General features: G+C 57.0%; 13 protein-coding genes. 4 read left to right on the top strand and 9 right to left on the bottom strand.

What is annotated here, in order from left to right:
• Positions 1-100: 100 nt before the first annotated feature.
• Together RYC17_RS00160 and RYC17_RS00155 are read left to right on the top strand one after the other, a co-directional pair.
• The gene (locus RYC17_RS00160; RefSeq protein WP_122258694.1) at positions 101-1,174 is read left to right on the top strand and encodes an NAD-dependent epimerase/dehydratase family protein; all 1,074 of its coding nucleotides are present in this window, start codon (positions 101-103) and stop codon (positions 1,172-1,174) included.
• Between the two features lie 89 nt (positions 1,175-1,263).
• Complete coding sequence (locus tag RYC17_RS00155; protein WP_122258693.1) at positions 1,264-2,157, top strand: LysR substrate-binding domain-containing protein; 894 nt, start codon at positions 1,264-1,266, stop codon at positions 2,155-2,157.
• Here the strand turns inward: RYC17_RS00155 and RYC17_RS00150 are convergent.
• From RYC17_RS00150 to RYC17_RS00135, 4 genes are read right to left on the bottom strand one after another with little or no spacing between them, the layout of a single operon-like run.
• A complete protein-coding gene (locus RYC17_RS00150) occupies positions 2,130-3,356 on the bottom strand; it encodes an aminotransferase class III-fold pyridoxal phosphate-dependent enzyme (RefSeq protein WP_122258692.1) in 1,227 nt (408 codons plus the stop codon). The genes RYC17_RS00155 and RYC17_RS00150 overlap by 28 nt on opposite strands.
• A gap of 25 nt (positions 3,357-3,381) precedes the next feature.
• Positions 3,382-4,668, bottom strand: a complete 1,287-nt coding sequence (locus tag RYC17_RS00145; RefSeq protein ID WP_058408592.1) for a TRAP transporter large permease — start codon at positions 4,666-4,668, stop codon at positions 3,382-3,384.
• Positions 4,665-5,159 (bottom strand): TRAP transporter small permease, encoded by a 495-nt coding sequence (locus RYC17_RS00140; RefSeq protein WP_316902065.1) that lies wholly within the window; start codon positions 5,157-5,159, stop codon positions 4,665-4,667. The genes RYC17_RS00145 and RYC17_RS00140 overlap by 4 nt, the downstream gene beginning before the upstream one ends.
• 4 nt (positions 5,160-5,163) lie before the next feature.
• On the bottom strand, positions 5,164-6,156 hold the full coding sequence (locus RYC17_RS00135) for a TRAP transporter substrate-binding protein (protein WP_316902064.1): 993 nt from the start codon (positions 6,154-6,156) through the stop codon (positions 5,164-5,166).
• Between the two features lie 384 nt (positions 6,157-6,540).
• On the opposite strand from RYC17_RS00135, the gene RYC17_RS00130 reads away from it, so the two are divergent.
• Complete coding sequence (locus RYC17_RS00130; RefSeq protein ID WP_057402969.1) at positions 6,541-7,659, top strand: metallophosphoesterase; 1,119 nt, start codon at positions 6,541-6,543, stop codon at positions 7,657-7,659.
• Between the two features lie 45 nt (positions 7,660-7,704).
• Here the strand turns inward: RYC17_RS00130 and RYC17_RS00125 are convergent, their stop codons facing one another.
• Positions 7,705-9,306, bottom strand: a complete 1,602-nt coding sequence (locus RYC17_RS00125; RefSeq protein ID WP_316902062.1) for a putative bifunctional diguanylate cyclase/phosphodiesterase — start codon at positions 9,304-9,306, stop codon at positions 7,705-7,707.
• Between the two features lie 154 nt (positions 9,307-9,460).
• On the bottom strand, positions 9,461-10,822 hold the full coding sequence (locus tag RYC17_RS00120; RefSeq protein ID WP_080396298.1) for a PAS domain-containing methyl-accepting chemotaxis protein: 1,362 nt from the start codon (positions 10,820-10,822) through the stop codon (positions 9,461-9,463).
• Positions 10,823-11,075: 253 nt separating this feature from the next.
• Between RYC17_RS00120 and RYC17_RS00115 the strand changes: the two genes are divergently transcribed.
• Positions 11,076-11,522 (top strand): NUDIX hydrolase, encoded by a 447-nt coding sequence (locus RYC17_RS00115; RefSeq protein WP_122258688.1) that lies wholly within the window; start codon positions 11,076-11,078, stop codon positions 11,520-11,522.
• A 4-nt stretch (positions 11,523-11,526) separates the two neighbouring features.
• Here RYC17_RS00115 and RYC17_RS00110 read toward each other — a convergent pair whose 3' ends face one another.
• Genes RYC17_RS00110 through RYC17_RS00100 form a run of 3 tightly spaced genes read right to left on the bottom strand, consistent with a single transcriptional unit; the run spans position 11,527 to position 13,729 of the window.
• Positions 11,527-12,165, bottom strand: coding sequence for an RraA family protein (locus RYC17_RS00110; RefSeq protein ID WP_316902058.1), 639 nt, complete (start codon positions 12,163-12,165; stop codon positions 11,527-11,529).
• Positions 12,162-12,941, bottom strand: coding sequence for an IucA/IucC family C-terminal-domain containing protein (locus tag RYC17_RS00105; RefSeq protein ID WP_316902057.1), 780 nt, complete (start codon positions 12,939-12,941; stop codon positions 12,162-12,164). Before RYC17_RS00105 ends, RYC17_RS00110 begins: the two co-directional genes overlap by 4 nt.
• Positions 12,938-13,729, bottom strand: coding sequence for an ABC transporter ATP-binding protein (locus RYC17_RS00100; protein WP_058401350.1), 792 nt, complete (start codon positions 13,727-13,729; stop codon positions 12,938-12,940). The genes RYC17_RS00105 and RYC17_RS00100 overlap by 4 nt, the downstream gene beginning before the upstream one ends.
• Positions 13,730-13,733: the final 4 nt, after the last annotated feature.

The following is a 13,733-nucleotide window of genomic DNA, read 5'->3' as shown; positions in this document are numbered from 1 at the left end:
CGCCCCCTTTTGTGTCCGCTCAACCCCTGATCGTTCTGTGACCGGTTGTTTATCGTAGCTCTCTGCTCTCCATAAATAATCAAACAAGAGATGGGCCGCGATGACAGAACGAGTGCTTGTTACCGGGGGTGGCGGTTTTGTGGCCTGCCACTTGATTCAGCAACTGCTTGCCAGGGGCAATGTCGTCAATACCACCGTGCGCAACCTCACCAACAGGGCAAAAGTGCTTCCTCTGCTGACGTTGCAAAAGCAATATCCAGGCAAACTTTACCTGTTCGAAGCAGATCTTCTTGTAGACGGCGCGTTTGATGCGCCCATGCACGACTGCACGGTCGTCCATCATGTGGCGTCGCCCTTTCTGCTGCCTGAAAAAATAAAGGACGGCCGCCGGGAAATGCTTGAGCCTGCACTGCTGGGCACCCGGAACGTTCTGAGCAGTGTCGATAAAACGCCCAGTGTCCTTCGTGTGGTCATGACCTCCACCGTCGGGGCAATCTTTGGCGATTACATTGACGTTCTGCACATGAAGAACAAGACCCTGACCGAGGACTATTTCAATACCAGCAGCACGCTTGAAACCAACCCCTATCACTACGCCAAGGTAGAGGCCGAGAAAGAAGCATGGCGGATCTGCGAGAAGCAGACGCGCTGGAGTCTGGTCACTATCAATCCGGGCATGATTCTCGGTCCTTCTCTTACACCTGCCTCGGACTCCGGAAGCCTGTTTCTTCTGGATGAAATGTTCCGCGGTTACTTCTTCTATGGCATGCCCGACCTGAGTCTGACTACCGTGGACGTCAGGGATGTAGCGGCAGCCCATATCATCGCAGCAAACAAGGCTGACGCTCAGGGTCGCTATATCCTTGCTGAACAACATATGATTTCTTTCGTGGAAATAGCTGGCATTGTGCGCCGCTTACATCGACGCCCCTGGTTATTGCCGCGCTACCGCATTCCCAACGCTATTGTCAGGTTGATTGGTCCATTCTTCGGGCTCACTCAGGATTATCTGAGCAAGCACCTTGGCATTCGCTTTGTGGTGGATAACCAGCGCAGCCTGAATGATCTGGGCATCAAATATAGATCCATCACGGAAACGCTGACAGATCATTACCGTTGCTGGGATATGCAGCGTCAGCTCAACAGCCAGGCGAATGAAAAGCTTCGGTCGTGACTTTCAAGTTGCTGTACTTCTCGTAACGGCACTTAACGGAATGGAACGTGCATAGACCTCGCTTACCAGGTTTTACCCGAGGTCTCCCCATGCGCCATCTCGATACCGATTGCCTTGCTGCTTTTGTTGCTGTCATCGATTGCGGCGGGTTCACCACTGCCGGTGAGCGTATCGGCAAGACCCAGGCAGCTGTCAGCCTTATGCTGGGCCGGCTGGAGGCCCGGGTCGGGCGCAAGCTGTTGGAGCGATCTCGCCGTGGCGTTACGCTGACGGAGCACGGTGAACGGCTGATCGGCTACGCCAGGCGTATCCAGATGCTCGAAGACGAGGCGCTTGCCGCACTCGATTGCGGGCAGGAAGCCACTCGCGTTCGTATAGGCATGCCGGATGACTATCTTGAGTCGCTGGGCTGCGAGCTCATGCAGGCGTTCACCCTGCGCCATCCGCATCTGCAGGTAGAAATCATCTGTGATTTTTCTTCTCGCCTCGAGTCCATGATTACCGAAGGTAGCATCGACCTGGCGATCATCACCCGCTCCGGTACCAAGGTGCAGGGTGAGTTACTTAGGTGCGAACCGATGTTGTGGTGCGCAGCGCCGGGGCATTTTCCCGAGCAGCAGAAGGTTTTGCCGTTGTCGTTATTTACCGAAAGCTGCCGGGCGCGTCCGCAGATCATTGAAGCGCTGGATATGTTGGGTACGCCCTGGCGGGTGGTCAGTTCTTCATCTCATCTGCCGGGCGTCATGCATTCGGTTCGGCTAGGCACCTCGGTGACGGTATTGCCCGCTTCAGTTGTTCCATCTGGCTGGCGCATCTTGAAATCCGAGCAGTTGCCCCGGCTGCCAAGCATCGAACTGGAGCTGCTGGTGCCCGAACATGCCCTGTTGAATACCCGCCGCCTGGCGCATTTCGTCCGTGATTGCTTTCAGGCCGAAAGCCGTTCTGAAAGCGAGTCTCAAAGCGAGGCGATCGCAGCCTTGTAACCTTCAAGTACCGCTTGCAGCGCTTTTTCCTGATGCGCAAAGGTCAGGTAAGTTCGGCCAAAGGCAAACGGCATGCTCATGACCCGTTCGCGGCGCAGCGCCTTGTGCAGCGCGAGTGTCCACGCGCTGTCAGCCACATGCGCCGCATCGGCGTAGGTTCTGGGTGGCGTCGCCGAGGGCCATAACGTGAACACTGACCCGTAACCCGTACTGCTCACGGCCATGCCTTTGCTGGCAAAGGCTGCGACCAGTTGGGCGCGCAGCTGGTCACCGCGTGTCAGCAGTGCGGCATAGTTGGCGGTCGCCAGTTGCTTGAGGGTTGCCAGTACTGCAGCGCACGCTGGCGGCGCTCCGCTGTAGGTGCCGGCGCGTACGATTTTTCCCTGCTCGAAAAGCCCCATGTATTCGGGTTTGCCAACCAGCGCGGCGACCGGAATACCACTGCCGATTGCCTTGCCGACCGTGGCCAGATCAGGCTCGGCACCCAGCAGCGTGCCGGTCAGCCCTGGACACAGGCGCAACCCCATCAACACTTCATCCAGGATAACCAGTGCGCCATTACGGTGAGCCAGATCGCTGAGGTGCTTTAAATAGCCCGGCGCAGGCTCGATGCAGCCCGCGTTGGCCAACACGGGTTCCACCACCAGGGCCGCGATGTCGCTGTAATCGCGAAACAGTTGTTCGGCATCCTCAAAATCGTTGTAGCGCAACAGCAGCATGCCATCACGTTCAGGCCGGGTTGTGCCGCTCATCAAGGCCGAGGCCTGCCCCGCATTGCCAAAGGCTACCGAGTCGTACCAGCCATCATAGCCGGCAGCGAACTTTACAATGCGCTGGCGACCCGTCGCCACGCGCGCGGTGCGGCAGGCCAGGTGCACGGCTTCGCTGCCAGTGTTGAGGAATATCACCTGGCTGAGATCGCCGGTGAATGTCGCCAATGCGGCAGCAGCGGCCTCCTCGTCCGCGTGGGCAAAGGAAGGCATCGGGCCGTTGAGCATTGCTGCACTGGCCGCTGCCATGACCTCCACCTGAGCATGGCCCAGCATGGTTGCACCAAAACCCATTGCGGTATCCACATAGCGCACACCCTTGCTGTCCCACAGCCATGGCCCATTGGAGCGCGTGACATTGAAAGCCTGGCCGTCGATTTCGGGCAAAGCGCGGCCGCCGCTGGAAATTCCACCGATCAAATGTTTCATCTTTATTCTCAGGAAATGGGAGGTATCAATAGCCCATGACGCGGGGCAACCATTGGGTCAGATTCGGGAAAAACACCAGCAAGGCGATGGCAAACGCCGTGGCGATCCAGAACGGTATCAATCGTCGTGATACAGCCCCGATATCAATACGCCCTACGTTGCACACCACAAAGATGTTGGTTCCGATAGGCGGAGTGAACAGCCCCCAGCCCAGGGTCATGGTGAAGATCAGACCGATCTGATAGGGCTCGAAACCTGCCGCCTTGGCAACGGGAACCAGAATGGGGGCCAGGATGATCATCGCCGGGCCGAGGTCAAGCCAGAAACCGACGACCTTGAGCACCAGAATCACCAGCAATATGGTGATCAGCGGTCCGGTATGCAGGCCGACGATCCAGGTCGCCACGGTATGGGGCACCAGTTCGAAGGTCAGGATCCAGCCAAACGGCATGGCCACGGCCATGATGATCATTACCGAGCCGGTGGTGGTCACCGCTTCGGTCACGGCCGGGAACAGATCGCGCCAGCCCAGTTGTCGATAGACAATGGTTCCGACGAACAGCGCATAGAGTACCGACAGCGACGCCGCTTCGGTGGCCGTGGCAAAGCCGGTCACTATCGCCCCGAGCACCATGAACGGCATCAACAATGCAGGCAGCGCACCACCGGTGTCACGCAGGAACAGGCCCCAGTCCATCTTGCCTTCGGCTTTTGGAAAGCCCTCGCGAACCCCGACGATGTAGGCGGTCATCATGAAGACTGCGGCGAGCATCAGGCCAGGGATCACGCCGGCCATGAACAGACCACCGATGGACGTATTGGTCAGCACGCCGAACATGATAAGGATGACGCTCGGCGGTACGATAATGCCCAGCGTTCCAGAGGCTGCGGTAACAGCGGCGGCGAATGCACGTGGGTAGCCGCGTGCTTCCATCACTGGAATCATGACCTTGGCAACGGTACCGGTATCGGCTGTGGCTGATCCGGTCAGACCGCCATAGACGAACGCAGTGGCCACGTTCACCAGCCCCAGTCCGCCGCGCAAACGCCCGAAACAGTGCTCCGCAACGCGCATGATGCGCAGCGTCAGGCCTCCACGGTTCATCAACTCTCCGGCCAGCAGAAACAATGGAATAGAGGCCAGGGTGGATGAGTCCGCACCGCGCAACGTTTGCTGGGCGAGCCAGGCCAGCGGCATGTGCAGATCACCCCACAGCAGGGCCGCGATACTGCCACCGGCCATCGCCCAGACGACGGGCAAGCCCGCCATCAGCAAACAGAAAAACGCCAGAAAAAGGATCAGCACGGTCATGGGCGTACTCCGTTGCGAATCAGGCGTGCCAGGCGCACAACGGCCAGTATCGCGAGCATTGCGGCAGCGCTGATCAGCGCCAGTGAACTCAGTCCTGCCGGCCAGCGCAGCACCGGGGTCGGCATCCAGCCTGTGCGTGAAATAAACGCCACACCGCTGCTCAGCAGCCACGCGCTGATCCCCAGCAGGGCCAGGCTGGCAAAGGCATCCAGCGCCTTTTGCAGAGTGACTGGCAGCATGCTCACCAGCCCTTGGAATCGCACGTTCTCGTGCCTGATTTCAGCGATCACGGCACCAATGAACGTCACCCAGATAAAACCGATGGTGGCGATCTCGAACGACCATTCGAAGCCATGCAGATTCAGGTAACGCGAGAGGACGCCCGCCAGAATGGACAGAAAGGTCACGGCGAACATCAGCGAGCCGAATACAGGAAGGCAGCGTTCAGCCAGGCTGCTGGGTGGTTGGTCGGGATGCGGGCTGATAGACATGGCGTCACTCGCCTTGCGCGTCGTGCCGCAGCTGGCTGACGAAGTCTTCGCCCCAGACCTTGCCGAACTGGGCATACACCGGGTTGCTCAACTCGCGGAATGGACGCGGGTTGACGTCATTGAACTTCACGCCTTTGCCCTGCATTTCCTGCTGAATCTTGCTGTACACCGCTTCCAGCTGCGAGCGATACCAGGCTGTGGTGTCTACCACGGCCTTGTCGAGAGCAGCCCGATCAGTTGCGCTCAGGCTTTCGTACTTGTCCTTGTTGATGAACCAGAAGTTAGCCGACCACACGTAGTTCGAGAGCGAGACATATTTGGCGACCTCATACCACTTCTGGTCGTAAAAATCGCGCAGCTCGGGCTCCACACCGTCCACTACACCCGATTGCAGCGAGGTATAAACCTCGCCAAACGGAATCGACTGCCCCAGTCCGCCCAGTTGCTTGATAGTTGCCAGGATCACGGGGTTAGGCGGCGTGCGTATTTTCAGGCCACTGAGGTCTGCGGGCTGAATTATCGGGTGTTTGCTGTTGGCGAACTGGCGAAAGCCAGAGTCCAGCGCCGAGAGCATGACGAAGCCATGGTCCTGGCCCATGCTGAGGAATTTCTTGCCGGCTGCGCTATCGAGGTAGGCATGCACGGCGACCGAATCTTCGAACAGAAATGGCAGCGACAGCGCATTCAGGCGTGGATCAATGCCGTCAGTCGAGCCGCCCAGGCCAATGTCGATGGCTCCTGCGCCGACCGAATCGACAATAGGCGCTTCGTCACCCAATTGCCCGTCGGGATAGACCTGTACGTTCAATTCGCCTTTCGTCTCGGCGCTGACCTCGGCAGCAAAACGTGTCATTGCCTGATTGATCAGGCTGCTGGAGCTTGAGGCATGGGCTAAACGTAACGTCTGGCCCGCCATTGCGGCATTTGCACCGATCAGCAAAGCCAGCCCGGTCAAGGCTCCGAAAACAGCGTTTAAACGAGATGAGAATTTGAGCATGGCGGCGAACTCTACGTTGAATAGCGTTGCAGCCATTAACCATGAGTGCCGACCTTAGCGTCAATTAAGAGATGGCTTTTTGCGATTAGGATGCTTAATGCATCCATACGTTTATTTATGGATGCCATTTCCGGCCATTCCGGCATTCTCAGTCATCCCCCCCCAAAAAAAAGGTACTGAAAACCCGCTCCATGAAGGGAGGATCGCGAGCAAGGCCGGGCCCGCAGCCGAAAGCGGCACCAACCACGTTTCCAGTATCGGGTGTTGCTTCATCCGCTTATGAATCAAGTGAGTAAAAGCCCCAGTCAACTGATTCGGAGCCCATCGGTCGACGCATCGAGAGGCGAGCCGTTACTATCGGCGGACGACTAAAGGAGCGCTTTGATGTTTCACGTTATGTTCAGCCTGCCCTGCCTGTACGTTATCGCCAGATTCTTATGGCCAATGCCGTGGGCGCTATCAACCAGAATTGCCGTTGCTCTGCCGCTTGTTCTAGCCTCGCAATATCATCTGTATTGCCGGTTTTCCTCCGGGAGCGTGTTTTCGCCGGAATTTCCACGCTCCGTCGTGATGCTGTTCAATTGGGCGTTTGGCGCGATCCTGTTGCTTGCGGTGTTGCAAATCATCGTCGATATCGCAACGTTGCTGACGATGCTGCTGCGCCGGAAAACACTGACCATTCCGGCTAATCTGCGCTACGTCATCGGTTTGGCGGCCTTGGTACTGGCGGCAATCGGCGTCCAGCAGGCCGTGCGCGTGCCGCCTGTGAAAGACATCCAGATCGCGATCAAAAACCTGCCTGTGCAATTCGAGGGCTACAAAGTATTGCAACTGACTGACATGCACATGAGTCGCCTGTTTGACGCACCATGGACGCAAGCGGTGGTGCAGCAGTCAAATGCGCTGGGAGTGGATCTGATCGTCATCACCGGCGACCTGATCGATGGCTCACTCAACAACCGAAAGCAGGATGTCGAAGCGTTGCGCGATTTACGGGCGCCTGACGGCGTGTATGTCATACCCGGGAATCATGAATACTTTTTCGACAACCAGACGTGGATGCAGCACTTTGTCTCGCTGGGGATGGTGCCACTCGCCAACAGCCACACCCTGATCGAGCGCGACGGCGCATGGATCGCTCTGGCTGGCGTCACCGATGTGACCGCACCAAAAACCGGCTTCCCCGCGCCAGACGTTGAAAAAGCCATAGCAGGCATCGCAAAAGACACACCGATCATCCTGCTCGACCATCAACCGAGAAACGCGCGAGAAACCGCGGCTAAAGGGGTGGCTTTACAACTTTCCGGCCATACCCATGGCGGAATGATCTTCGGTCTTCACCGCCTGCTGGCCCTGGCCAACGGGGGATTTGTGTCGGGGCTTTATGATGTCGGCGGGATGCAGCTGTACGTCAACAACGGCACCGCACTCTGGCCCGGATTTGCCATTCGTCTTGGCCAGCCTTCGGAGTTGACCCGGATTACGCTTCGGCGTGCACCATAGCTTGCAATTAGTGGCGCGCCACATCCTGTACGCCCGACGTTCGTGCTACCCGGCACTGGCGCGCGCCCTTATCGGCACTTCGGGCTCGGCCATTGCCAGCAGTGCTGTCACCTGGGCCAAAGGCAAGGGCCGTCCGAACAAGTAACCCTGAGCGAAATCGCACTCGTGGGAGGCTAACCAGTCTGCAAGTTCCTCGTGCTCCACTCCTTCGGCGGTGATTTTCATGCGCAGGCTTTTTCCCAGAGCGAGGATGGCTTTGACCATCTCATTTTGGTTATCCAGTGAGGTGTCAAAGAAAGACCGGTCGATCTTGATTTTGTCGATGGCCAGTTTGGTCAGGTGGTAAAGACCCGAATAGCCCGTACCGAAATCGTCCAGCGCTACGCTCACACCCATAGCGCGCAAGCGCTCCAGGTTCAGGCGTGCACTGTCGACATTGGCCACAAGGGCATTTTCCGTCACTTCCACTTCCAGCCGTCTCAGTGGAAATTGACCTTCACTGGCCACGTGGGCCAACCAGTCGGGAAAATCGACACTTTCGATCATCAATGAAGTGACGTTTATGGACAGCGTAAAGTCGCTGGGCCAGTCACGCGCCTGATCGAAGGCCTGAAGCAGGAGACTTTCAGTGAGTTGCTTGATTAGCCCCAACTGTTCTGCCACGGGTATGAAGTCAAGCGGCATGATAGTTCCACGCTCGGGGTGCAGCCATCGCGCCAATAGTTCGAAGCCCGCGAGGCGTTGCTTCGGAAGATTGACAATAGGCTGATAGAACGGCTGGATTTGGTTGTGCTCAATAGCCTGCCTCAATTCCTGCGCGAACAGCTCCTGATGGCGTTGTTCGCGCTCGAAACTGACTTCATAGAAGTTAAACGTGGCGCGGCCGCCGTTCTTGCCTCTGTACATGGCGCTGTCGGCATGCTGTAGCAGGATGTCGGCATCCGAACCGTCCAAAGGCGAAATCGCAATGCCCAGGGTCGCACTCAGCGCTAAACGCGGAAAATTCGCGCTGGACGCTGCGATTTTAGCCAACACACTTTCAGCCAGCGTTGCCAGTTCAACCTGAGTGAAGTCACCACTGACCGCCAGGCCGAACTCGTCCCCGCCGAGTCGAGCTACGGAAGCCTGCCACCCTATTGTCGCGTCTCGCAGACTTTCCGCAACGGCGCAAATCGCCGCGTCTCCCACTGCATGCCCGTGGGTGTCGTTGATCAGCTTGAATTTATCCAGATCGATCAGGAAAACGGCGGTTTGCGAAGATGGCTGCTCCAGGCGCGCAACCAGCTGCTCGTGAAACACGCGCCGATTGAGCAGGCCAGACAAAGGATCGTGACGGGCCAGAGAGTCGCTGAGCGCCTGCGACTTCAGCAAGTCGTTGTAGCTGTCTTGCAAGCGTTGCATCAGGCGCTTCAAAAGAATGAACGGTACGACCATCGACAGCAACGCAAACCCGGTCGACGTCAATACAAAACGCCAACGCTCGGCATCTTCGAAGTCTTGATCATACGGCAAGTTCATGGCGTACATAGCGAAGGACTCAAGCTTGAATTCCCACGCTATGGCCAACAAAAAAATAGAAAACAGGTAAAGCCACAACAGGGTGTAAAGGTATTTACGAACCATGTGCGGACTGCGAATGAATGACATGAACGCTACGCTCGAATGACGGCAGGTGTACGACTGCAGGCAGTTCAGCGGTCGCCAGACTTCACGCTTACCGGCATTCGCTAAGCCCTATTGCCCCTTGCCAGGATGATGACCGGGAACACTACCGGGCTCGATAGTGTTCCGCCGTTTGCAACTAACTCGAGCGCTGATCGACAAACCGACTGACGGCTCGAACTACTGTGTTGGCGCCTTGCTGGATTTCCTGCATGACACGATCTGCATCGTTAGCCAGCACCAGCGCCTCGGAAGCCTGCTCGGTACTGCGCACAATCACGCCCACGGCATCTGAAGCAAGGCTCTGATTGGTCTTCACGACGTTTACGATTTCTTCTGCCGCTTTGGTCGTGCGTGAGGCCAACTGGCGTACCTCATCGGCCACCACCGCGAACCCCCTGCCCTGTTCGCCCGCCCTCGCGGCTTCAATAGCTGCGTTCAGTGCGAGCAAATTGGTTTGCTCGGCGATTCCACTGATGGTTTTTATGATCGTTCCAATGACCTGACTTTGAGAGTCCAGTGCCTCGATGCCCCGCGTGGCCTCTTCCATCGAAATTGTCAGTTGGCCCAGCATCTGCAGGGTGTCCTTGATGACTTTTCGGCCTTGCTGTGCACTGCCGTCGGTATCGATAGATGTTTGATAGGCCATCTCCGACGCTTCAGCGACAGCTTTCTCACGCTCAACCTGTTCAGTAATCACCGTTGCAAACTTGGCGATTTTATAGAGCTTGCCATTGGCGTCGGTAATCGGGTTATAGGACGCTTCCAGCCATACATCACGACCGGACTTGTCGACGCGCCGGAAACGGTCAACGATAAATTCACCTCGACGCAGCCTTTCCCAAAACAGCGTATAGGCGTCGGAGGCAGACTCTTCAGGCAAACAAAACATTTTGTGATGTTTTCCCTTTATCTGATGTAACTCGTAACCCATTGCTTTCAGAAAGTTGTCATTGGCTGTAATGACTATTCCATCGAGGGTGAAGTCAATAACAGCGGTGGACCGTTGCAGCGCGTTCACGAGGGCTTCGTTCTCGCGAGAGGCTTCAATGGTGCGCGTCAAAACGCTTGAGTACAGCGTGATCTGTTCCACACCGCCGGTTTCATTCTTAAAGGGAACGACCACGGTTCTCAGCCACACTCTGGCCCCTGTTTTGCTGACCAGACGCAAGGTGCCGCTGAAATGTTTGCCGTCCCGAATAGCCGCCAGGGCGCGCTTCTGGTGAACATCACCGCTCAGTTCTGGCGGGCTCAGTTCAGAAAGACTGCGCCCGGCAATCTCGGCTTGTGCATAGCTCAGCTCTGTCTCGAACAAGGCATTGACTGACTGCACTTTGCCCGCCCCGTCCAGAACGGCGGCAACTGTCTCCAGATTCAGAATTTGCCCTGCCTGTTCAAGCATGGCGAGGCGGCGCTCCAATGCCTTGTTGGTTTTTTTCAACTGAGAGTTAAACATTGCGGCTATCCGGGACAGTTTGGGCTTGCCACCTTCATCGGTCATAGAAGCGAAATCTTTAGCGCCCTCGTCAACTAAACGCCGGAAAATCCTGATATAAATTCTGAAGTCTGATTTGGGATCCAGATTGCCGTTTTAGTCGTACGATAACGGTTAATACATGACGATTAATTGTAAGTTTGCACGGAATTAATTTGTAAGCTGGCTGTCTGCCAGCTACCCACCTGAATAATAGCTGAACAACACGCTGATGGCGTCTGTGTATAGTCATGTAGAACGCTGGAAAGGAGTTTTATTCATGTCAGAACCGCGCATTCGTGCCCTCGCTCTTTGCGTTTTTCACCACCAGGGAAAAATACTGGTCAACGAATTTCACGACGCGGTCGCAAAGCGAACGCTTTTTCGCCCTATTGGCGGAGGCATTGAATTTGGCGAACGGAGTATCGATGCCGTGGTCCGGGAAGTGTATGAAGAACTGGGCTTTTCGATCAGCAACGTTCGGTTGATTGGCACGTTGGAGAGCATTTTTACCTACGCGGGCAAGCGAGGGCACGAGATCGTCCAGGTCTACGATGCAATATTTGACGACGCAGAAATCTATAAGAAGCCCTGGCTGGATGGCCTTGAAAGCGGCGGGGCAACTTTCAAGGCTGCGTGGCATTCTGGTTCCAGTTTTACCCGCGAATCTACGCTTGTACCTGAAGGGCTGTTTGATCTACTCAAGAATGCGTCTCTGCTGGATTAATGTGCTAACCGGCAGCAGGTGCTTCATCCCTGTCCAGTCGTCGCAAAAACTCCTCCCGTTTGTCATGGTCCGCTTGTTCCTTGGCCAGCAACCCAGGCAACAACTCACTCGCCTGCTGCGCACTCAGGATGAACACTCCGTCGTCATCGCCAATGGCAATGTCTCCCGGATTAACAACAACCCCACCGATATTGATCGGCCCATTGAGTTCACCACGTTCCCCCAGGCTTCGCGTGGTCACAGCACTGATACCTCGGCTGAATATCGGCAGACGATGTTCGCGTAAGGCGGCGACGTCGGTAACCGCACCTGATATGACTACGCCGGCCAGGCCCTTGATGAGCGCGGCCAGGGTACGTAGCTCGCCCCAGCAGGCGCAATGATCGTCACCAACGCATTCAATGACCAGCACGTCGCCAGGCAGGCTGTTAAGCAATGCATCGCGCAGGATGCTGCCGTCGGGCATCTCTACTTTGACTGTAACCACGTTGCCGACCAGACGAGCGCCGTCGAACAGCGGTCTGATCCCTGGCAGATAACCACTGTCAGTCAGGTGGCCGATGGTGGAGGCGGCAATGCCCCGGTATTGCTCTATCACGGCATCACTGAGTTGTTGCTGACGGTGTGCAATGTGCTTGTTCATCGACATTTTTTTGGCCTCAATAACGGGCAGGTCGAGCAATACTCGACGGGGTTGCTGGCGTCGTAATAGAAGCAGCAGGTGCGTCGAAAACGGATGCTTTTGCCCTCGGCTTCCAGCAAAACCGGTGGGCGGCGGAAGTGTTTCAACGGGTTGTAGTTCAGGCCGAACAGTGCCGGGTCGGCCTGATTCAGCAGCCAGTCGAAATCCGCATCACAGCGCTGTCGAATCGCCGGGTCTTCAACCTTTTCCATGCGTTTGTCGTACAGCGAATAGACACGTACGGCGGTGTTTTCCCAGAGGATGCGCCGGGAAATGCCAGTGATACGGTTGAAGGTTTCCCACAGCGGCTGCAGCAGGTCGCGGAACAAGGTGCCGACAATCACCTCACGCCACACCTCGCGGGTGCCCTGTTCATAACCCACAGGTGTTAAGTCGTCCAAGGGCATTGAGGAGGTCCACAGGCCGTCATCGTGTGCGTATTCGATCACGCTATTGTCCAGCGACAGGATCAAGCCCTTGTCGTAGACCGACATGGCGTACAGGCAGGCACCGGTGCTCAGGAAGGAAAAGCGTTTGGCCAGCAGTGACGCGGTGATCGCCTGCGTCGGAGAGCCGATGACCGGCCCCAATGCTGCAAGCAATTGTTCGCACACGTTGTCGTCCAGCAACGCACGGGCTGGCAACGAGCGGGTATCGCGGTCAACTGCGTGTTTGAGGCGCAACGCCCCGGACAGCAGCGCCCATTCGGGCTCGCTGAACGCCTGTGCCAGGCTCATTGCGGCAGTTCCCGGCCAAAGGGAATGCACAGCGGCGTACCAAAGAACGGGTCGGCGATGATCCGGCAATTAAGGCCGAAGACCTGCTTGACCAGTGCTTCACTAAGGATGTCGGCCGGACGCCCCTGGGCAAAGGCGGTGCGCTCGTGGACGGCGACCATGTGATCGGCATAACGGCAAGCCAGGTTCAGATCATGCAGGACCATGACAATGGTCTTGCCTTCCTGGCGATTGAGGTCGCGTAACAAGTCCAGCACTTCGATCTGATGAGCCAGGTCGAGAAAGGTCGTCGGCTCATCCAGCAATACGATGTCGGTATCCTGGGCCAGCGTCATGGCGATCCACGCGCGCTGACGCTGGCCGCCTGACAGGGCATCAACGGGCCGCTCGGCCAGTTCCTGCATACCGGTCTGCGCCAGTGCCCGTTCGACCATGGCTTCATCCTGAACGGACCATTGCTGCATCCAGTTCTGATAGGGATAACGGCCCAGCGCCACCAGTTGACGTACGCTGATGCCCTCTGGCGCGCTTGGCATTTGCGGGAGAATCGCCAGTTCGCGCGCGACCGTAGCAGTGGATTTCTGGTGGATATCGGCACCGTTGAGCACCACAGTGCCCTGCTGCGGCTTGAGCAGACGCGCCAGGGATTTGAGCAAGGTGCTTTTGCCGCAACCGTTACTGCCGATCAGCACGGTCACCTGGCCCGCGGGCAACTGCAGATCAAGGCTGTCGATGATCACCTGCCGCTGGTAACTCAGGGTCAGGTCATGGGTTGCGATTGACGCCATCCGT

It is taken from the genome of Pseudomonas syringae group sp. J248-6, from assembly GCF_032586995.1.
Lineage (GTDB): Bacteria > Pseudomonadota > Gammaproteobacteria > Pseudomonadales > Pseudomonadaceae > Aquipseudomonas > Aquipseudomonas amygdali.
Note: the sequence above shows the minus strand (reverse complement) of the source record. Positions and strands in the feature narration are given on the sequence as shown.